Annotated in this window: 21 protein-coding genes; 18 read left to right on the forward strand and 3 right to left on the reverse strand. The window is 28.6% G+C overall.

Annotated elements, in window-relative coordinates; all coding sequences use genetic code 11:
- Positions 1–20: 20 nt before the first annotated feature.
- The 18 genes from JYG23_RS03190 (at position 21) to JYG23_RS03275 (ending at position 18698) form a co-directional block, all read left to right on the forward strand.
- Positions 21–2246, forward strand: a complete 2226-nt coding sequence (locus JYG23_RS03190; protein WP_207237032.1) for an ABC transporter ATP-binding protein — start codon at positions 21–23, stop codon at positions 2244–2246.
- On the forward strand, positions 2243–4108 hold the full coding sequence (locus JYG23_RS03195; protein ID WP_207237034.1) for an ABC transporter ATP-binding protein: 1866 nt from the start codon (positions 2243–2245) through the stop codon (positions 4106–4108). Before JYG23_RS03190 ends, JYG23_RS03195 begins: the two co-directional genes overlap by 4 nt.
- Before the next feature lie 77 nt (positions 4109–4185).
- Positions 4186–4749 carry an NAD(P)H-dependent oxidoreductase gene (locus JYG23_RS03200; protein WP_207237035.1) on the forward strand — a complete coding sequence of 188 codons (564 nt, stop codon included), beginning with the start codon at positions 4186–4188 and terminating at the stop codon, positions 4747–4749.
- 232 nt (positions 4750–4981) lie between these two features.
- Positions 4982–5701 carry a DUF5131 family protein gene (locus JYG23_RS03205; RefSeq protein WP_207237037.1) on the forward strand — a complete coding sequence of 240 codons (720 nt, stop codon included), beginning with the start codon at positions 4982–4984 and terminating at the stop codon, positions 5699–5701.
- Positions 5702–5776: 75 nt separating this feature from the next.
- On the forward strand, positions 5777–6058 hold the full coding sequence (locus JYG23_RS03210) for a metal-sensing transcriptional repressor (protein ID WP_207237044.1): 282 nt from the start codon (positions 5777–5779) through the stop codon (positions 6056–6058).
- An 18-nt stretch (positions 6059–6076) separates the two neighbouring features.
- Positions 6077–6949, forward strand: a complete 873-nt coding sequence (locus JYG23_RS03215; RefSeq protein ID WP_207237046.1) for a DMT family transporter — start codon at positions 6077–6079, stop codon at positions 6947–6949.
- A gap of 130 nt (positions 6950–7079) precedes the next feature.
- A complete protein-coding gene (locus JYG23_RS03220) occupies positions 7080–7460 on the forward strand; it encodes a GntR family transcriptional regulator (protein WP_207237047.1) in 381 nt (126 codons plus the stop codon).
- Positions 7444–8292 (forward strand): ABC transporter ATP-binding protein, encoded by an 849-nt coding sequence (locus JYG23_RS03225; RefSeq protein ID WP_207237048.1) that lies wholly within the window; start codon positions 7444–7446, stop codon positions 8290–8292. Before JYG23_RS03220 ends, JYG23_RS03225 begins: the two co-directional genes overlap by 17 nt.
- A 9-nt stretch (positions 8293–8301) precedes the next feature.
- Positions 8302–9024, forward strand: coding sequence for a hypothetical protein (locus JYG23_RS03230; protein ID WP_207237049.1), 723 nt, complete (start codon positions 8302–8304; stop codon positions 9022–9024).
- Between the two features lie 334 nt (positions 9025–9358).
- Positions 9359–10870, forward strand: a complete 1512-nt coding sequence (gene yfcC / locus JYG23_RS03235; protein WP_207237050.1) for a putative basic amino acid antiporter YfcC — start codon at positions 9359–9361, stop codon at positions 10868–10870.
- Between the two features lie 27 nt (positions 10871–10897).
- Positions 10898–12097, forward strand: coding sequence for a beta-aspartyl-peptidase (iadA, locus tag JYG23_RS03240; protein WP_207237934.1), 1200 nt, complete (start codon positions 10898–10900; stop codon positions 12095–12097).
- A 100-nt stretch (positions 12098–12197) separates the two neighbouring features.
- Positions 12198–12905, forward strand: a complete 708-nt coding sequence (locus JYG23_RS03245; RefSeq protein ID WP_207237051.1) for a hypothetical protein — start codon at positions 12198–12200, stop codon at positions 12903–12905.
- A 135-nt stretch (positions 12906–13040) separates the two neighbouring features.
- Complete coding sequence (locus JYG23_RS03250; RefSeq protein WP_207237052.1) at positions 13041–13694, forward strand: HD domain-containing protein; 654 nt, start codon at positions 13041–13043, stop codon at positions 13692–13694.
- 303 nt (positions 13695–13997) lie between these two features.
- Positions 13998–15650: a hydroxylamine reductase gene (gene hcp, locus JYG23_RS03255; RefSeq protein WP_207237053.1), complete on the forward strand. Its 1653-nt coding sequence runs from the start codon at positions 13998–14000 to the stop codon at positions 15648–15650.
- Between the two features lie 144 nt (positions 15651–15794).
- A complete protein-coding gene (locus JYG23_RS03260) occupies positions 15795–16661 on the forward strand; it encodes a hypothetical protein (RefSeq protein WP_207237054.1) in 867 nt (288 codons plus the stop codon).
- A 90-nt stretch (positions 16662–16751) separates the two neighbouring features.
- Entirely contained in the window at positions 16752–17198 is a 447-nt protein-coding gene (locus tag JYG23_RS03265) for a hypothetical protein (RefSeq protein ID WP_207237055.1), read from the forward strand.
- Positions 17199–17380: 182 nt separating this feature from the next.
- Positions 17381–17914, forward strand: coding sequence for a prolyl-tRNA synthetase associated domain-containing protein (locus tag JYG23_RS03270; protein WP_207237056.1), 534 nt, complete (start codon positions 17381–17383; stop codon positions 17912–17914).
- A 127-nt stretch (positions 17915–18041) separates the two neighbouring features.
- A complete protein-coding gene (locus JYG23_RS03275; protein WP_207237058.1) occupies positions 18042–18698 on the forward strand; it encodes a Crp/Fnr family transcriptional regulator in 657 nt (218 codons plus the stop codon).
- A gap of 79 nt (positions 18699–18777) precedes the next feature.
- Here the strand turns inward: JYG23_RS03275 and JYG23_RS03280 are convergent, their stop codons facing one another.
- The 3 genes from JYG23_RS03280 to JYG23_RS03290 form a co-directional block, all read right to left on the reverse strand.
- Positions 18778–19350 (reverse strand): 4Fe-4S binding protein, encoded by a 573-nt coding sequence (locus JYG23_RS03280; RefSeq protein WP_207237059.1) that lies wholly within the window; start codon positions 19348–19350, stop codon positions 18778–18780.
- Entirely contained in the window at positions 19350–19535 is a 186-nt protein-coding gene (locus JYG23_RS03285; protein WP_207237061.1) for a 4Fe-4S binding protein, read from the reverse strand. The genes JYG23_RS03280 and JYG23_RS03285 overlap by 1 nt, the downstream gene beginning before the upstream one ends.
- Positions 19536–19700: 165 nt before the next feature.
- Positions 19701–20396 (reverse strand): thioesterase II family protein, encoded by a 696-nt coding sequence (locus JYG23_RS03290; RefSeq protein WP_207237062.1) that lies wholly within the window; start codon positions 20394–20396, stop codon positions 19701–19703.
- Between the last annotated feature and the right edge of the window lie 29 nt (positions 20397–20425).

A 20425-nucleotide genomic window follows, 5' to 3' on the forward strand; every position in this document is an offset into this window, starting at 1 on the left:
GATAAGGAGATGATAGGAAGATGGTTAAATTAGCAAAATATCTAAAACCATTTATTGCATTAATATTGACTGCAATAATTTTGCTTTTTGTTCAGGTAATGTGTGATCTTTCATTGCCAGACTACATGTCTGATATTGTAAACATAGGTATTCAGCAGGGCGGTATTGAAAATTCAGTGCCAAAGGCGATTAGAGCAAGTCAAATGGATAAACTTACAATATTTGTGGATAAAAATGATAATAAAAATATAATGAAAAATTATTCATTAATTGATAAATCTAATTTAGAATATGATAAGTATGTTAAAAAATATCCTGTTTTAGAGAAGGAATCTATTTACATATTGAATGACGTAAGTAAAGAGGAAATTAACAAAATGAGTCCTATAATAGGAAAAGCTTTTGTTGCAGTTACAGGTGTTGAAAAAATAAAAGCTGATGCTAAGGACGATGTAATAAATTTTAATGGGAATGAAATTCCTGCTGATACAGATTTATTTGTTTTATTTGAAAATATGCCAGCTGAACAGCGTTTGAAAATAACTGATGATATGAATAAAAAGTTTTCAGCTTTAGGGGATAGCATGATTAATCAAGCAGCTGCTAGTTCAATTAAAGCTGAATATTCTGCATTAGGAATGAATACAGATAAAATACAAAGTAGATATATTATAAACACAGGAAAATATATGCTTCTAATATCTTTATTTAGTGCAATATGTACTGTTATTGTTGGACTATTAGCAGCAAGAACCGCTGCAGGAGTATCAAAAAATCTGCGTAAAGATATATTTACAAAGGTTGAAAATTTCTCAAATGCTGAATTTGACAAATTTTCTACTGCTTCACTAATTACAAGAACTACTAATGATGTTACTCAAATTCAGATGCTTATTGTTCTTGCCATAAGGATGATAATATATGCACCTATAATGGGAATAGGTGGAGTTATAAAGGCTCTTAATAGGAGTGTTTCAATGTCATGGATTATAGCATTAGCAGTTATAGTTCTAATGTCACTAATTGGGAGCGTATTCACAATTGCAGTTCCAAAATTTAAGGCAATTCAAAAACTAATAGATAGACTAAATTTAGTTACTCGTGAAAACCTTTCAGGAATGATGGTAATAAGAGCCTTCAATACTCAAAAGTTTGAGGAGAAGAGATTCGACAAGGCAAACAAAGACCTTACAAGTACAAATCTTTTTGTAAATCGTGTAATGGTATTAATGTTTCCTGCTATGATGCTATTAATGAATGGTGTTACATTGCTTATTGTTTGGGTAGGAGCTCATCAAATTGCAAACTCAGATATGCAAGTAGGAGATATGATGGCATTTATGCAATATGCTATGCAAATAATTTTTGCATTCTTGATGATGTCTTTTATGTTTATTATGATACCAAGAGCCTCAGTATCTGCACAAAGAATTGCAGAAGTTTTAGAGGTGAGACCTACTATAATAGATCCAAAAGAGCCTAAGCGTTTTAATAAGAAAATTAAAGGAGTAGTTGAATATAAAAATGTACACTTCAAATATCCTGGAGCTGAGGAAGATGTAATTAAGAATATAAGCTTTAAGGCTTTACCAGGACAGACTACAGCATTTATAGGTTCTACTGGTTCTGGAAAGTCAACGCTTATAAATTTACTTCCACGTTTTTATGATATAACAAGTGGAGAAATACTTATTGATGGAATGAATGTTAGAGAAGTAACACAGCATGAGTTGCGAGAACAAATTGGATATGTACCACAAAAAGGTTCGTTATTCCAAGGTACTATAGAGTCTAATTTAAAGTATGCTGATGAAAATGCAACAATAGATGATATAAAGAAAGCCATCGAAATTGCACAAGCTATGGAATTTGTAAGTGAAAAACCTGATGGACTTGAAAGTGAAATATCACAAGGTGGAGACAATGTATCAGGCGGTCAAAAGCAAAGATTATCGATTGCACGTGCTCTCGTAAAGAAACCTCAAATTTATATATTTGATGATAGCTTTTCAGCACTTGATTTTAAAACAGATGCATTACTTAGAAAAGAATTAAAGAATCAAACAGCTTCAAGTACACTTCTTATAGTTGCACAGCGTATTTCAACTATTATGAATGCTGAACAGATTATTGTTCTTGATGAAGGTAAAGTAGTTGGTATTGGTACCCATGCTGAACTGTTAAAAAATTGTAAAACTTATCAAGAAATTGCTTTATCACAGCTATCAAAGGAGGAATTAGCATGAGAGAGCAAAATACAAAAACACAAACTCATCAAAAGAACCATGGTCAAATGAGAGGTCCTGGTGGAATGATGCGAGGTGGAGAAAAAGCTCGTGATTTCAAAGGCACAATGAAAAAACTTATAAAATATTTAAGTGTTTATAAGATTTCAATGATAATTGTATTTATATTTGCCGCAGCAAGTACTGTATTTGCAATAGTAGGTCCAAAAATTTTAGGAAAAGCAACAACAAAATTATTTGAAGGTGTAATGGCTAAAATTTCTGGCATAGGAAATATAGATTTTGATTATATCGGAAAAATTATGTTGATACTTATAGGGTTCTATTTAGTAAGTGCATCGTTTAGTTATATTCAAGGATGGATAATGTCTGGTGTATCTATGAAGGTAAGCTATAAATTAAGAAAAAATATTTCTGAAAAAATTAACCGCATGCCTCTTAAGTATTTTGATAGCACAAATCACGGTGAAGTTTTATCTCGTGTTACTAATGATGTTGATACCCTTAGCCAGACGCTTAACCAAAGTTTAAGTCAAATTATTACATCTGTTATAACTGTCATTGGAGTATTAGTCATGATGATTAGTATAAGTTGGCAAATGACTCTTGTAGCAATGGTTATTATTCCATTATCAATGATACTTATTATTGTTATTGTTAAGAACTCTCAAAAATTCTTTAAACAACAACAAGATTATTTAGGAAATGTCAATGGACACGTTGAAGAAATGTACGGCGGACACATAGTAATGAAAGCTTTCAATGGAGAAAAAGACAGTATAGAGAAGTTTGATAAAATGAACAATCAACTTTTTGGAGTTGCATGGAAGTCTCAATTCCTAACTAGTATAATGATGCCTCTTATGAATTTTATTGGAAATTTAGGATATGTAGCGGTATGTATTTTAGGTGGATGGCTTGCAGCAAAGAGAACCATCGAGGTTGGTGATATTCAAGCATTTATTCAATATGTACGTCAGTTTACACAACCACTTTCCCAAATAGCTAATATATCTAATATACTTCAACAAACTGCTGCTTCAGCAGAGCGTGTATTTGAATTTTTAGAACAAGAAGAGGAAGTTCCAGAAAACACAAATCCTGTTAAGCTTGAAAATGTTAACGGAAATGTTAAATTTAATAATGTACACTTTGGATATAATGATGATAAAATTATAATAAATAACTTCTCAGCTGCTATTAAACCAGGACAAAAAATTGCAATTGTTGGTCCAACAGGAGCAGGTAAGACTACTATGGTGAAATTATTAATGCGTTTCTATGACGTAAATAGCGGAGCAATACTAGTTGATGGACATGATATCAATGAATTCACACGTAGTGATTTGCGTTCTATGTTTGGTATGGTTCTTCAAGATACATGGTTATATAATGCTACTATAATGGAAAACATACGATATGGACGTCTTAATGCCACACAAGAAGAAGTAATAGCTGCAGCAAAAGCAGCTCATGTTGACAGCTTTGTTCATACATTACCAGGTGGCTATAACATGGTACTGAATGAAGAAGCTTCAAATGTATCACAAGGACAGAAACAATTATTAACTATTGCTAGAGCAATACTTGCAAATCCTAAGATACTTATTCTTGACGAAGCTACAAGTTCTGTCGATACTCGTACTGAATTGCAAATTCAAAAAGCTATGAATAATCTTATGAAAGATAGAACGAGTTTTATAATCGCTCATCGTTTATCAACAATACGTGATGCTGATTTAATACTTGTTATGCAAAATGGAGATATTGTTGAACAAGGAAATCACAATGAACTTCTTGCGAAAGCTGGCGTTTATTCTGAACTATATAACAGTCAATTTGAACACGAACAGGTTATCTAAATATATTGAAAATAAAGCCATCACATTGTTAAACATGTGGTGGCTTTGAAATATTTGATGAAAGTAGAGGATAGATAATGAAAATAGTGATAGTTAATTTTAGTGGAAAATTGAAAAATGGGAATGGAGAAAAAATAAGCTTATATATAAAAAAGCTATTATGTAAAAATGAAGTACAAATTATAAATTTTAAACAATTAAATATAAATTCATGCAATATGTGTAATTATGAATGTTTTGAAAAAATGAGTAGTTGTAGATATATTGATGATGATATAAAGTTTGTCTATGATTCATTAATTAATGCAGATTATAATATATATATTATACCAATATATAGTGATTATCCGTGTTCAAATTATTTTGCTTTCAGAGAAAGATCACAATGCTATTTTGATGAAGTAATTTATAACAAGTATAGCGTTATAAGAAAAAGTTTTATAATAATTGGAAATAGTGGATTTGAGAATACTTATAATATAGTACATAATGATTATAAAGATATAAATAGAGACAGTTTCTTGCAATTAAGTAGTAATAAATATTCAACTAAATCTATTAATGGAGATTTAATTACATTCGATGGTATTAAGTTAGAAATAAGTAATTTCATAAATAATAATTTTATAAAACTAGAATAGTTTAATTAAACATTACAGAGGCTTTTGATTAATTTAATAGTGTATTTAATATTCTCTAAAACTATGGTTTTAGGGAATTTTTATTTAAGTGGTGTTACTTTTAAGCATATAAAAGGGTAAATGATAAAGTTTGATTTATTATGGTAAATAATGTATAATAATGTGAAAATGGTTACTTACTAGTAATAGAATACATTATTATGTAAATAAAAAAATTATTTTGGAGGAAATTATGTCGACTTGGAATCCTTGGAAGGGATGTCATAGAAAAAGTGAAGGCTGCAAGCATTGCTATATATTTAGAGCTAATGATAGAAAGAAAATAGATACAAATATTGTTTATAAAACTGATGAATTTGATAAACCCTTACAAAAGGATAAAAAAGGTAATTACAAGATAAAACCAGGACAGATGGTATATTTGTGCTTTAATGCAGATTTTCTTGTTGAAGAAGCAGATGAGTGGAGAAATGAGATATGGGAAATAATCAGGATTCGTACTGATCTTACATTTATGTTTTTGACAAAAAGAATTGAAAGATTTTATATTGGATTACCTGAAGATTTTAAAGATAATTTCGATAATTTGATAGTTTGTTGCACTATTGAAAATCAAAAAAGAGCAGATGAACGATTGCCCATTTTTAAAGCTTTGCCAATTAAACATAAGATGATAACAATCCAACCAATGCTTGAAAGAATTGATATATCTAAATATCTTGATGATGATATTGAATATGTTGTTGTAGGTGGAGAGTCTGGAAAGGATGTAAGACCACTAAATTATGATTGGGTTTTGGATATTAGACAGCAATGTATTGACGCAAATGTATCTTTTGAATTTAGACAATTAGGTTCTATATTTATTAAGGATAAAAAAACTTATAATGTCCGAAAACAATACCTTTGTGCACAAGCTAGAAAGGCTGGTATTAATTATAAAAAATCATGATTAAATCATATTGACAATAAAAAATAAGATGTTATAATATTCTCATCCCCCAGGGGGGGATAAGGAGGATAATATATGTGTAATACAAATCATAATAAACATAAAGATACAAAAAAAGTTATTGACAGAATGTCAAAGGCTATAGGGCATATGGAAGCAGTCAAAAGAATGGTTGAAGATGGAAGAGATTGTAGCGAAGTCTTAATCCAAATATCAGCTGTCAAATCGGCTCTTAATAATATTGGAAAAATTATTTTACAAGATCATATAAATAATTGCGTTATTGATGCTGTGGAAAATGGTGACTTAAAGATATTAGAAGATTTAACAGAAGCAATTAATAAATTTGTCAAATAATATATTAGGAGAGCATAAATGAGAAACAATAATAAATCAATAGTATTAGCTATTTTAGCTGCAGCTTTATATGCAATTAGTTCACCTGTATCAAAGCTTCTATTAAAAGAAATACCACCAACAATGATGGCTGCTTTATTATATTTAGGAGCAGGAACTGGTATGCTCATTTTTGGAATAATACAAAAGAAATTTGGAAATAAAACAAATGAGTTGCATTTATCAAAAGATGAAATGCCTTTTGTAATAGGTATGATAGTTTTAGATACTGCAGCTCCAATTTTTTTAATGATAGGATTAACTTTAACTTCTTCTGAAAATACATCTCTTTTAAATAATTTTGAAATAGTGGCAACATCAATAATAGCACTATTTATATTCAAAGAAACCATATCCAAGAGATTATGGTTGGGTATAGGACTAATTACGCTGTCGAGTATTATACTATCTGTAGAAGATATTAGCAGTTTTTCTTTTTCATTTGGTTCAATTTTTGTCTTATTAGCATGTATTTGCTGGGGTTTTGAAAACAACTGTACTAGAATGCTATCCAAAAAAGATCCCTTAGAAGTAGTAATTTTAAAAGGATTTGGTTCTGGAATTGGATCATTAATAATTGCATTTATATTAAATGAAACTATCAATAATTTTACATATTTAGCGTTAGCATTAATTTTAGGATTTGTATCCTATGGCCTAAGCATTTTCTTTTATGTATATGCTCAACGTGAATTAGGCGCTGCAAAAACAAGTGCTTATTATGCTATTTCTCCATTTATAGGTGTTGCTTTTTCCTTTCTTATATTTAAAGATATACCTACTGTTTCGTTCATTGTAGCTTTAATGATAATGATTATAGCTACATACCTTGTTTCTACAGATAACAAATAAACCTGTTTAGTTTTGTATAATTTTATTTTGCAATTACATATGTAAATTTTGATAAAAAACTATTGACAAATAGTTTTTTTGTTATATACTTAGTTACATGAGTAACTAAGTAATTAGCAAGGAGGGTTAAATGAATCTAAATTTCGAAAGTAAAAAACCGATTTTTTTACAAATTTCAGAGCAAATAGAGGACGCTATTTTTGTAGGTACCTTTCCTGAGGAAACCCAAATACCTTCAACTACTGAAATATCAACGACATTCAAAATCAATCCTGCTACAGTATTGAAGGGGATGAATGTTTTGGTAGACAATAATATTATTTACAAAAGAAGAGGAGTTGGAATGTTTGTTTGTAGTAGTGCAGTAGATACAATCAGAAAAAGTAGAGAAAACAATTTTTACGACAATTACATTGTTAAACTTGTAGAAGAGGCTAAGAAATTAAAATTAAGCAAGGAAGATATTATTTCATTTATAGAGAGGGGATACACCGATGAGTATAGAAATTAAAAACGTTTCTAAAAATTTTGCAAAATTAAAGGTTTTGGATAAAATTAATATTAAATTGGAAGACAAAAAGATATATGGACTTTTAGGAAGAAATGGTTCTGGAAAATCAACTTTATTAAATATTATTTCTGACAGAATTAATAATTATGAAGGTGAAATCATAATTGATGGTGTTAATGGTAAAAATAGCGATACTTCTTTAGGAAAGCTTTATATAATGAGTGATTTGATGCTTTATCCTGATGGAATGACAGTTAAAAAAGCTTTTAAATGGACTAAAGAATTTTATCCTTCATTTGATATGGATTATGCTGTTGAACTTTCAAAAAAATTCAAGCTTGGACTTAGGAAGAAGGTTGATAAGTTTTCAACAGGCTATGCATCTATTTTTAAGCTCATAATTGGTTTATCGGTCAATACTGAATATGTGTTTTATGATGAGCCAGTGCTTGGTCTGGATGCAAATTTTAGAGAAATTTTTTATAAGGAATTATTATCAAATTTTGCTAAGTATCCTAAAACTATTATAATTTGCTCTCATTTAATTGATGAAATTTCAACTATTCTTGAGCATGTTTTTATAATAAATGAAGGAAAAATTATCATTAGTGAGGATATTGATGAATTATTGGATGGTGGCTTTACAATAACAGGAAATGCAAGAGTAGTTGATGAATTTATTAAGGATAAAAAGGTTATAGGTATAGAATCATTAGGAAACTTTAAGTCAGCTTATATTTATGAGCAAATTAATAAAGAAACTATTCCAAATGGACTAGAGATAAGCAAATTAGATTTACAAAAACTATTTATTGAATTAACAAATTGTTAGGAGGCAATTATGAAGCTTAAAGCATCTTTAAAATATTATGCAAGTGAATTTTTTCACTCAGCATCTATTTATTATATTATCATATTTATGATTACTATTTTAACTATTATTCTAAGTAAAACCACAAATATATTTAGAAATACACAAATAAAAGGACTGGAATTATGCTCAATTATTTTTATTTTCGTTACTGGACTAAATTCATTTAAAAGTGAATTTAAATTTTTTACACAGAATGGTGTTTCAAGAAAATCAACTGTAACATCTTTTATGCTTAGTGCCTCGTGTGTTGCAGTTATAGCAATCATTGATATAATAATTTCAGTTATTCTTGAAAACGTACTTGCTAACTATGAATCTATGTTCAATCAGATTTTTGTTAACAGATATAGTAGCTACAGTTTTTTATATTTTCTTGAGAATTTTGTATATCTAACAACATTTTATATGCTTATATTTATGGGGGGACATTTTATTTCATCACTTTATTATAAAATGAACACATTAATGAAGATTATTGTTTCAATTTTGCTGTTCATAGGTGCTAATATTGTAACAAGTTTAAATTATGCAGTATTAGGATTTGACTTATCATATTATATTAAATGTATATTCGGATATTATGGAAACACATTTAATCCAATACTAACGTCAATCATATCAATGATACATTTTATGGTTTATGGGTTTTTAACATTCATCTGTGTTAAAAACGTATCTGTCAGAGAATAGATATTAATAATAGGTAAATTTTTATTTTTATGTAAATTATAACATATCGATTATCTATATTGATATGTTATAATTTAATAAAACTTTTTAGGGATAAGACTGGTACTATTTTAACTAATTAAGGAAATAAATTATTACTTAACTAAAACAAATCAAATAAAAGCCAATTAAAACCATTAAAAAAACATAATAAGCCTAATATAATTTGATATATTCAATACAAGTTATTTAGGCATTCTTTTGTTTTAAAAAACTTGGTATGTATTTTGCTTATAATACTAATAATACTAATATTATAAGTAAATAAATTAATTTGTTTTAGGAGGAGAGTAATATGAATAATGAAAAAAAGAAAAGAAGATTTCAAGTACCAGATACTTATGTAATTATCTTTTTTGTAGTAGTTTTAGCCGCACTTTTAACATTTATTATACCACAAGGTAAATACACTACTGAAGAAATATCTTACAGTATGAATGGTGAAGAGAAAACCCGAACAGTTATAAAAGATGGTAGTTTTGAGTATGTATTAGATGAAGATGGCAAACCATTAAAAGATGGTATCGCTCTATTTGAACCTTATGGCGAAGTTGGTCTTTTTAACTATGCTTTTGAAGGTATGGTAAGCGGAGATAAATGGGGTTCAGCAGTTGGTGTTGTAGCTTTCATATTAATTATAGGTGGAGCATTTGGTATCATTCTTAGAACAGGTGCTATTGAAACTAGTATACTTAATATGATTAGCAAAACTCAAGGAAGAGAAAAGTTATTACTCCCTGTTATATTTGCTTTATTTTCATTAGGTGGTGCAGTATTTGGCATGGGTGAAGAAGCTATTCCATTTGCAATGATATTAATTCCTTTGGTTGTAGCAATGGGCTATGATTCAATTGTAGGTATTTTAATTACATATGTAGCAACTCAAATTGGTTTTGGTGCATCATGGATGAATCCATTCTCGCTTGCAATTGCCCAAGGTATTGCTGGTATTCCAGTGTTTTCAGGCTCAGCATTCCGTATAGTATTATGGTTTGTATTTACCGCTATAGGTATTGTTGCAACGATGTTATATGCAGCTAAAGTTAAAAAAGATCCTATGCGTTCTTTAGCACATGAATCTGACGAATATTTCCGTAAGGATTTTGAACAGAGAGGTAAAGAACAAACTAAGTTCCAAATTGGTCATGCATTAGTACTATTAACAATTGTTGTAGGTATTGTATGGGTTATTTGGGGAGTTATGAAAAATGGATACTATATTCCAGAACTTGCAACTCAATTCTTTATTATGGGTATTGTAGCAGGTATCATAGGTGTAATTTTCAAATTAAATGGTATGACTGTTAATGAGATGGCAAAAGCTTTTAAAGCTGGAGTTACTGATTTAGTAGGCGCAGCTATGATAGTTGGTATGGCACAAGGTATCATGCTTGTTTTAGGTGGTTCTGATCCAACAAGTGGAACAGTTTTAAATACTATTTTATATAAAATAAGTTCAGCATTTGTTGGATTATCTTCAACAGTTGCAGCAATTTTAATGTATGTATTCCAAACAATTTTCAATTTCTTTGTAGTTTCAGGTTCAGGTCAAGCAGCTTTAACAATGCCTATTATGGCTCCATTGGCTGATTTGCTTGGTGTTTCAAGACAAACTTCTGTACTTGCATTCCAATTAGGCGATGCATTTACAAATATTATAGTTCCAACATCAGGTTGCTTAATGGGAGTTTTAGCTGTTGCTAAATTAGATTGGGCAAAATGGGCAAAATTTGCGATTAAATTTGTAGGTATATTGTTTGTACTTTCAGTAATAGTAATGATAATTGCAAGCTTAACAGGATTTTAAAATTCACATAAGGAAGGATATAATATGATTAAATTAATAAAAAATGCTAATGTTTTTACTCCAGAACCAATAGGAAATGTAGATTTATTGATTTCTGATAATAGAATATGCAGGATAGAAAAGAACATTGATGAAAATAATGAATTAATTCAAGAAGTTATTGATGGAACAGGAAAGTATGTAGTACCTGGTTTTATTGATGGTCATGAGCACATTATAGGTGGGGGTGGAGAAGGTGGCTTTTCTACTAGAACACCTGAAGCTGTTTTGACTGATTTTACTTTAAATGGTATTACTACAGTAGTTGGATGTATTGGTACAGATGGCGTTACTAGAAATATGAAATCTTTGTACGCTAAGGCAAAAGGACTTGAAGAGGAAGGAATAAGTACATTTATCTATACTGGTTCTTATCATATCCCTGTTATAACTGCTACTGCAGATTTGATGACTGATATAATTATGTTAGATAAAGTTATAGGTGTTGGAGAAATAGCTTTATCTGACCATCGCTCATCACAACCAACATATGAAGAATTTTTGAGAGTTGTTTCTGATGCAAGAATTGGTGGTATGTTATCAGGTAAAGCAGGTATTGTTAATATACACTTAGGAGATAGCAAAAGATGTATGGATTTGATTGAAAAGGTTGTTGCTGAAACAGAAATACCAATATCACAGTTATGGCCAACACATGTAAATAGAAATGCTATGTTGTTTGAAAAAGCACTTGAACTTGCAAAAAAAGGTGGAACAATTGATTTTACAGCCAATGAAAATATTGACTATTGGGAAACCGTTAGTGACGAAGTTAGAGTAAGCAAGGGAATTAAACGTATGCTTGAAGACAATATAAGTACAGACTTATTTACAATTACATCAGATGGACAAGGAAGTTTTCCAATGTTCGATGAAAATGGCAATTATATTGGAATTGGTATTGGTAAAGCTAGAGCAATTTTAAAAGAAGTTAAAGATTGCGTTTTAAATTACAATATTCCATTAGAAATAGTTTTAAAAGGTATAACTACAAATCCTGCAAGGGTACTTAAATTAAAAAACAAAGGAAAAATCGAAGTAGGTTACGATGCTGATTTATGCTTACTTGACAAAAATACTCTAGATATTAACACAGTTATTTGCAAAGGCAAGGTAATGGTATCAAATGGTAAACCTATAGTTTTGGGTACTTTTGAGCAAGATATAGATACTGCGCTAAAAAAATAAAAAAATATTTTTTTTTATCACAATTTTATCAAAACTTCTGTTTATAATAATAATATCATTAAAAAATAATTAATGAAAATTATTGTAAAGGAGTTTTAAAATGATATTTAAGAAAAGCTTACTTGTCACAGTGGTAGTTTTTAGCTTATTGGCAGTGTCTTTTGTAAGTGCTTATGCAGTAGAAGTTGAAAATTTAGAGAATCTAGAATATTTTACAATAGGTGATTCTTTTCAAAAAATAAAAGCTAGAGCACACAGTTATATGACTAAAGAGCAAATTAATGCTCTTATAGAAAAATATAAAAACTTAACTGTAGAAGAAAAAACACAGCTAATAGAAAAATTTAAAGCAGAAAAAGAACAGTTAATTGAGAAGTATAAAAATTCAACAGCTGCAGATAGAGCTATACTTGTAGAACAACTAGAAATTTTAAGAACAGAATATAAAGCATTATGTAGAAGTTTGACAGCTGCTGAAAAAGAACAATTCAAGGAAGAATTTAAGCTTGAAATTAAAAATTATAAAAATGAACTAAAATCACAGCTAGATTGCTTAACTGAAGAGCAGAAAGAACAACTAAAAGCAGAAATATTAGCTTTGAAAGAAGAATACAAAGCTAAATTTGAAGATGCTACAACTGCTGAAGAAAAAGATAATCTTAATAAAGAATTGAAAAATAAAATTAGTGAATTAAGAGAAAAATATGGTTTGAAATTTGAACCTAAAAAACAAAACATGAAAATAAAACAAAAATTTAATTCACAACAACAAAATAATAAAGACAAGATAATCGAAAATCAAAACTAATTTGGAATAACAAAAATAGCATTTACTTGCAATAGGTAAATGCTATTTTTATAATTATTTGCTTGTTATATTATGTAAAAAGTTGTATAATTTCTAAATGTAAGTGGTATTAACAATGCCTATCAAGGAGGAAATATGAATAATATAGAAAAATCAATAAAATTTTTGAAAGACACTTTTGAAGATTGCAAATTTTTCAAAGAAAACGAAAGTAGTAAGCTCTATCGTATTGAACATTCAATTAGAGTAGCAAACATAGGTAAACAGATCGCTATTGAAGAAAATCTTGATGTTGAAGCATTAGTTATAGGCTGTATATTACATGATATAGGTTACGCACAAGAATTTACTTCGGATGATGATTATGTAAATCATGGAAGATATTCAGCTAAACTTGCAAGACCTTTTTTGAAATCTTTGGGATATGATGAAAGCAAAGTTGATGAAATATGCTATGGTATAGCAATACATGTTGATGATAAAGCGGATTTTGATGGTGAAAGAACTCCTTTAGCTTTAAGTATTGGTGACAGTGATAACATTGACCGCTTCGATGCATTTAGAATATATATGGATTTTGAAAATAGAAACTTTAGTGATATGCTAATAGATGATAAAATGATTTTATTGAACAATTCTATTGATAAGCTTAAAAAATATATGATTATGGATTTTGGTACAAGAACGGGTTTAGATATGTGGCAAGACAAAATTAAATATAGAATTGAGTACTCAGAAAAATTAAAGAGTCAGTTTGAGAACAGCAAAAAAGTTAATATAGTTGGATAATATGACAGTATCAAGAGTATATTCAAGAGCTTGTATTTTATCAATGGCTTTAGGTAGTTTATTATAGTTGCTTACATAATAAAATTTGTTAAGCTCAGATATAACAAAATTTAATTCTTTAGGGAGTAAGGTTACACTTACTCCTTTTTTATTGCATAAAAATATATTATACGTTGTATAAACAACAGATATGTTTTTATAATTACGATATAGTAAGCATGTTGAAACTTAAAAAATAAGTTAAAACATAATATTTTGATTAAGAAAAATAAAATTATTATATATTTAAAGGAGAGAGAAATAATGAGCAATAATATGTTTTGTTATCAATGTCAGGAAACAGCTGGTTGTGTAGGTTGCACTAAAGCAGGAGTTTGTGGTAAAAGCGCAGTTCTTTCTAATATGCAGGATTTATTGATTTACGTTACAAAAGGACTATGTGAAGTAACAACAAGACTTCGTAAAGAGGGAACAAAAGTAAGCAAGGAAATAAATCATTTTATAACTTTGAACTTATTTACTACAATAACAAATGCAAATTTTGATGATGACGTGTTCTACACAAGAGTTAAAGAAACATTGAATTATAAAAATGAATTAATGAAATCTTTGAAAAATACAGAAAATTTACCTCAAGCAGCTCTATGGTCAGCTTTTTCTAATGGAGAAATGAAGAAAAAATCTGAATCTAATGAAGTAGGAGTATTAGCGACGGAAAATGAAGATATTCGTTCGCTAAGAGAACTTATTGCTTATGGACTAAAAGGATTAGCAGCATACTCAAAACATGCTAATACACTTGGTTATGACAATGAAGAGATAGATGTATTTATGCAAGAAGCATTTGCAAAATTATTGAATGATAATATATCATTAGATGAATTAGTTGCTTTAACTTTAGAAACAGGTAAATTTGGTGTTGACGGTATGGCTCTTCTTGATAAAGCAAATACTACTACCTACGGTAATCCAGAGATTACAAACGTTAATATAGGTGTAGGTAAAAAACCTGGAATACTTGTATCAGGTCATGATTTAAGCGATATAGAGCAATTGTTAAAGCAGACAGCTGGAACAGGAGTAGACGTTTACACTCACTCAGAAATGTTACCCGCTCATTATTATCCACAATTAAAGAAATACTCACACCTTGTAGGTAACTATGGAAATGCTTGGTGGAAACAAAAAGAAGAGTTTGAATCTTTTAACGGACCCATTTTAATGACAACAAATTGTATTGTTCCTCCAAAGGATTCATATAAAAAACGTATGTTTACAACAGGGGCGGCAGGCTATATTGGTTGTAAACATATTGAAGGTGAAGCAGGAACAAAGAAAGATTTTTCTGAAATTATAGAACTTGCAAAGACTTGTAAAGCTCCAACTGAAATTGAGAGTGGTGAAATTGTTGGAGGATTTGCACATAATCAAGTTCTGGCACTTGCAGACAAAGTAGTAGAGGCTATTAAATCAGGAGCAATAAAAAAATTTGTTGTTATGGCTGGTTGTGATGGTAGAGCAAAGTCAAGAAACTACTATACAGATTTTGCACAAGCACTACCAAATGATACTGTAATTCTAACTGCAGGTTGTGCTAAGTATAAATATAATAAATTAGACTTAGGTGATATCGGTGGTATACCAAGAGTTTTAGATGCAGGTCAGTGTAACGATTCATATTCATTGGCTGTGATTGCTCTTAAATTAAAAGAGGTATTTGGATTAGATGATATCAATGAATTACCAATCATATATAATATTGCATGGTATGAACAAAAGGCTGTCATAGTATTATTATCATTATTATATCTTGGTGTTAAAAATATTCACCTAGGTCCAACTTTACCGGCTTTTCTTTCTCCAAATGTAGTCAGTGTATTAGTAGACAACTTTGGTATAGCAGGAATTGGAACAGTAGAAGAAGATATGAAATTATTCTTTAGTGAAGAAGTATAATAAATATTAATTTATAAACAGAGTAAAATTTAAGCCTTTGTATATTATACAAAGGCTTTTTATAATAAATATTAAGTGACACACCAGTTAGAATATGATAAAATTCAATTATATATCAAATGAATGTGAATGGGAGTTGATTTTATGAATATTAAAAAGCCTTTTATTTGTTTTACTTTTTGCATTTTATTAATCTTTTTTTTACCAACTTTAGTTTATGCAGATTTTGGACCAAAGGATAGTTTAACAGTTTATGTTAAAAATCCTCCAGAAGAAAAGTACTATCTAGATTTGCTTTCAGAGTATAGTGAACCATATAACAATTTTCATGATGAAGAAAAATCAACATTAAATCAGGATATGATAAAGCTTTTATATTCATATAAGGATGAAGGTTGGATGCCATCATTGACTGAAGGAACAGGTGTTCCAATGTGGGGTACTTTAACTGGTGTTTATAAAAATGGTAAAATGGTACATGAGTTCGGCTATGTTGGAGTACCTGATACATATAGAATTATTATTGTAACAGAAAGTGGGAAGGTCACAGTCTCTGATATTCACACTAGGAAGGCACTTCAAAGCAGTATAACGTATAATTATGATACAAACACAGCGAAGATTCCATCCGTTTTATTTACTTATGTTATTCAATTTTTTACAACATGTATTCCAACGTTAATTATTGAACTTATTATATTATTACTTTTTAAGTTTAAATTAAAAGAAAATTATAGAGTGTTTTTTATAACTAATATAGTAACTCAAATGTTTCTAACATTAACGTTAGGTACAGCTTTAATCAAGCATGGATCTGTATCGGGATATTTAACACAATTTCCAGTAGAAATAATTATATTGATATTAGAAACAATTGTTTTTTCAAAATTACTTAAAGGTAATAGTATAAAAAGAAAAATTGCTTATGGAATAGTTGCTAATCTAGTAAGTTGGGGTGTGGGATTTTTCTTATTATCAAAGCAGTTTGAACTTTTAGTTTTATTATTATAATATATTTACAATCAAAGAAAGTTGTTTAGATAAAATTTATATGCTATAAGATTTTAATTATTTAATAGATTTGTGGAGGATTATGTATTTATGAATAATCTAATTTATCCTGTGAGTACAGAAGAATTCAAGAAAAAAGTTAGCATACGTTTTGATAATATACATGATGGTTTTAATAAATTCAAACATTTTATGATAGAGGATAAAACTGAAGAAGAAATTATAAACTATATAGAAGATATATATAATAAAAATAGTTTTGACAATTTCTATATTGACTTATATTTGAATAAAATAGATAAAAAAAATGAAGATAAATTTTTATTATTGCTATCAAATGAAGATAAGAAAATATATGGTAAGATAAAAACACAGTATAGTTTAGATACTGTATACTATAAAATAGATAAAAGTATTATTCCATTTATTACAAGATTAAGTACCAGAGAAGTATTATTTTGTACAATTTATGCTACTAAAGAATCTTGTACTATATGGGGCAACTATGATATGAAATTTCCAGTGTTTTTTAAATAAATGACATAAGATGGAGGATATTGTAGATTGTAAGGCATAAATATATTTACATAAGCATAATTATGTAAACTTATAGTAAGTTTTATATGTTTAAATGCAGATTTTTATAAATTCATATTTGAATTGCAAAATTTGTTCTTTAATGATAAAGTAATATAAAATATAAATAGGTAGGAGTAAATATGTTACTTGAAAAAGGAAGACCAAATAATTTGAAAAATAGACTAGAAAAAGAAATTAAAGTTTATGAACTATTAGATAGTCTTGGCATAGAGTATTATAGAGTAGACCATGAACCCCTTATGAATATGGAAGCATGTAAAGATGTAGACAATTTACTGGAAGCAACCGTATGTAAAAACTTATTTTTGCGTAATTCACAGAAAACTAAATTTTATTTACTGATGCTTCCAGGTGATAAGAAATTTGTTACAAAGGACTTATCTAAACAAATTGAGAGTTCAAGGCTATCATTTGCTGAGCCTGAATATATGGAGAAATTTTTAAACATAACACCTGGTTCAGTTAGTGTTATGGGACTTATGAATGATAAAAAAAATAGGGTTCAATTGTTAATTGATATAGATATACTAAAAGGTGAATATATTGGATGTCATCCATGTATCAATACTTCAAGTATTAAGTTGAAAACTAAACAACTTATTGGAATATTTTTAAAAGAACTTAAGCATGAACCTATAATAGTTAATCTATAAAAAAATTACTTTTTAGATAAAGTTAAGATATATAAGTTAAAATGTTAATAGTGCATTTAAAATAAGATTTATAATTTTATTAAGCTGAAAACTCAAATTTTATCTTTAAAAGTTAGGGGGAGTAAAAGTGGAGCAAATATTAGATAGTTATTTTCCATTTTGGAATAAATTATCAGATAGAGAAAAAAGAAGTATTGGTAAAGCAACAATAAATAAAAAATTTAAAAAAGGTAACGTTCTTTACAGCGAAGGTAGAAGCTGTACTGGTATAGAAATTGTAAAATCAGGTAGAGTACGTGTATTTATCATGTCTCCTAATGGTGGAGAAATAACGCTTTATAGACTTTTAGACGGTGATATTTGTGTTTTAAGTGCTGCGTGTATGATTAATAGCTTAGATGTTGAAATTAATATGGAATTTGAAGAAGATAGTGAAATATATTTAATTCCTAAAAATACTTATAAAGAATTAAGTGATAATAATAATATAGTTAAAGAATATACTTTAGAGCTAATATCAAATAGATTTTCTGATGTGATGTGGATTTTAAAACAAATTGTTTTTACGGGAATGGCCAATAGATTAGCAACTGCTTTAATTGATCATAGTGCATTAGAACAAAGTAATATATTACATATAACACATGAAAAATTAGCTAAAGATTTAGGTACTGCAAGAGAAGTAATTTCAAGGCTTTTAAAACAATTTGAAGTAGATAATATTGTTTCTTTATCAAGAGGGGTAATAACAATAACTGATACGAAAAAATTAAAAAGTATATAAAAAAGTTGCTAGGCAACTACGCGTTTTTTATAATAATCAAGAGTGTTGACATATTAAAATATCAACACTCTTATTTTTTTTATTTGGCTTTTGCTTTACAAATCATTTGTGTCATAGTTCCCATTGGACAGTAAACACACCATGTTCTAGGTCTAAACAGCACCATTGTGATTAAACCGAGAATAGTAGATGTAAGCATAAGACTATAAAATCCAAAAGAAAATTGTGCTATCCATGGTGAAACTGATACAGTATATGCAAAGTTCCAAGGCATTTTAAATGTCCACAACAACACAACTACTTGTTTTAAACTCTGAGTGCCAAAAAAGACTAAATATGTGTTGTAAATCATATTTGCAAACATAGTCATAAAAAATGTTAAAAACAAATATCTAAAAAATTTTGATTTTATCAAACTAGGGCAATTTTTATTTCTTGATAATTTGAATTTACTTCCTATAATTTCTAATAATTGACCCCTTCCGCAATAATTATTGCAATATGCCTTGCTACCAGTTGTAATTGATATTATAAGCGGTATAAAGAAGCATAGCAAGCCAATCCAGGCAAACAAAATATTAAAAAAGCCTAATATTAAATAAGTCAGTGAAAATATCCATAGGTAGTCATACCATTTTTTTTGCTTTTTCATTATACTTCCTCCAATTCTATAATTGATGCAGGACAAATTTTTTTGCATAAACCACATCCTATACATGCTTTTTTATCAACAACAGCATGTATTCCTTTAAAAATAATTATTGCATTTCTAGGGCAAACTTTAATGCAGCAGCCACAGGCTACACATACGTCTTTATTAATACAAGCTTTTCTCATAAAACCTCCAAAAAAAGTGATATTTTATTATATTAATAATTAAAGCATTCTGTAAGTGACTTTATTACATTAAATTATATATATTGATTATAAAACATATTGACAACTAAAAATAACTGAATCATATTGTAAGATTCAGTTATGTATCACTTAATTATAAGTTAGTTATATATTTACCAATAAATTCTTTATTATATCGTGTAAATTATCTAAATTCGAATCTAGATAAAAGTGATTACCTTCAAATCCCTTTATTGTGAAATTCTTGTTGGTATAATTTTCCCAACGTTCTAGATTTGCAACTTCAATAGTATCTTGCTTTCCATAAAATACAGCTATATCACAGTTGATTTTTTCTTTTCTTTTTTTATATTGATATGCTTCAAACATTTTAAAATCACTTCTCATTATTGGTAAGAATACATCAAGTATTTTCTTGTTTTCTAGTACGATTTTTGGAGTTCCTCCCATTTCATATACATGTTGTACAAATTCGTAGTCATCAAATTGTGCTATCTTATTTCTTCGGGGAATAAATTCTGGTTCTTCTACACTTGATAAAAACAAATATTTTGGTGTAGGAAAATTGTTTTCTACTATTTTATAGTACAATTCATATGTTAATAGACTACCCATACTATGACCAAATATTGCATAATTTCCATCTAATATTGTGTCTTTAATATTTTCAAATATATCTCCTACAGCCTCTTCTATTGAGTTGTAAAGTGGATCTATAATTCTATAACCTCTTCCGCTAAGTTTAACTGGTACAACCTCTATAATATCCTTAAGTTTTCTTTTTAGTTTAAAATACATTGATTCTGAGCCACCAGCACATGGCAAACATAATAGTTTCATATTATTTCCTTTTGTTAAGTTTTCTTCAA

Origin of the sequence: Sedimentibacter sp. zth1 (genome assembly GCF_017352195.1) — a bacterium.
In the GTDB taxonomy this organism is placed as follows: domain Bacteria; phylum Bacillota; class Clostridia; order Tissierellales; family Sedimentibacteraceae; genus UBA1535.

Excerpts from the sequence above, each read along its gene's own strand:
- JYG23_RS03205 (WP_207237037.1), top strand. The coding sequence starts at position 4,982 with ATGTCGACTTGGAATCCTTGGAAGGGATGTCATAGAAAAAGTGAAGGC.
- JYG23_RS03260 (WP_207237054.1), top strand. The coding sequence starts at position 15,795 with ATGAATATTAAAAAGCCTTTTATTTGTTTTACTTTTTGCATTTTATTA.
- JYG23_RS03200 (WP_207237035.1), top strand. The coding sequence starts at position 4,186 with ATGAAAATAGTGATAGTTAATTTTAGTGGAAAATTGAAAAATGGGAAT.
- yfcC (WP_207237050.1), top strand. The coding sequence starts at position 9,359 with ATGAATAATGAAAAAAAGAAAAGAAGATTTCAAGTACCAGATACTTAT.
- JYG23_RS03245 (WP_207237051.1), top strand. The coding sequence starts at position 12,198 with ATGATATTTAAGAAAAGCTTACTTGTCACAGTGGTAGTTTTTAGCTTA.
- JYG23_RS03210 (WP_207237044.1), top strand. The coding sequence starts at position 5,777 with ATGTGTAATACAAATCATAATAAACATAAAGATACAAAAAAAGTTATT.
- JYG23_RS03290 (WP_207237062.1), bottom strand. The coding sequence starts at position 20,396 with ATGAAACTATTATGTTTGCCATGTGCTGGTGGCTCAGAATCAATGTAT.
- JYG23_RS03265 (WP_207237055.1), top strand. The coding sequence starts at position 16,752 with ATGAATAATCTAATTTATCCTGTGAGTACAGAAGAATTCAAGAAAAAA.
- JYG23_RS03215 (WP_207237046.1), top strand. The coding sequence starts at position 6,077 with ATGAGAAACAATAATAAATCAATAGTATTAGCTATTTTAGCTGCAGCT.
- JYG23_RS03220 (WP_207237047.1), top strand. The coding sequence starts at position 7,080 with ATGAATCTAAATTTCGAAAGTAAAAAACCGATTTTTTTACAAATTTCA.
- JYG23_RS03225 (WP_207237048.1), top strand. The coding sequence starts at position 7,444 with ATGAGTATAGAAATTAAAAACGTTTCTAAAAATTTTGCAAAATTAAAG.
- hcp (WP_207237053.1), top strand. The coding sequence starts at position 13,998 with ATGAGCAATAATATGTTTTGTTATCAATGTCAGGAAACAGCTGGTTGT.
- JYG23_RS03280 (WP_207237059.1), bottom strand. The coding sequence starts at position 19,350 with ATGAAAAAGCAAAAAAAATGGTATGACTACCTATGGATATTTTCACTG.
- JYG23_RS03190 (WP_207237032.1), top strand. The coding sequence starts at position 21 with ATGGTTAAATTAGCAAAATATCTAAAACCATTTATTGCATTAATATTG.
- JYG23_RS03250 (WP_207237052.1), top strand. The coding sequence starts at position 13,041 with ATGAATAATATAGAAAAATCAATAAAATTTTTGAAAGACACTTTTGAA.
- JYG23_RS03195 (WP_207237034.1), top strand. The coding sequence starts at position 2,243 with ATGAGAGAGCAAAATACAAAAACACAAACTCATCAAAAGAACCATGGT.
- JYG23_RS03270 (WP_207237056.1), top strand. The coding sequence starts at position 17,381 with ATGTTACTTGAAAAAGGAAGACCAAATAATTTGAAAAATAGACTAGAA.
- JYG23_RS03230 (WP_207237049.1), top strand. The coding sequence starts at position 8,302 with ATGAAGCTTAAAGCATCTTTAAAATATTATGCAAGTGAATTTTTTCAC.
- JYG23_RS03285 (WP_207237061.1), bottom strand. The coding sequence starts at position 19,535 with ATGAGAAAAGCTTGTATTAATAAAGACGTATGTGTAGCCTGTGGCTGC.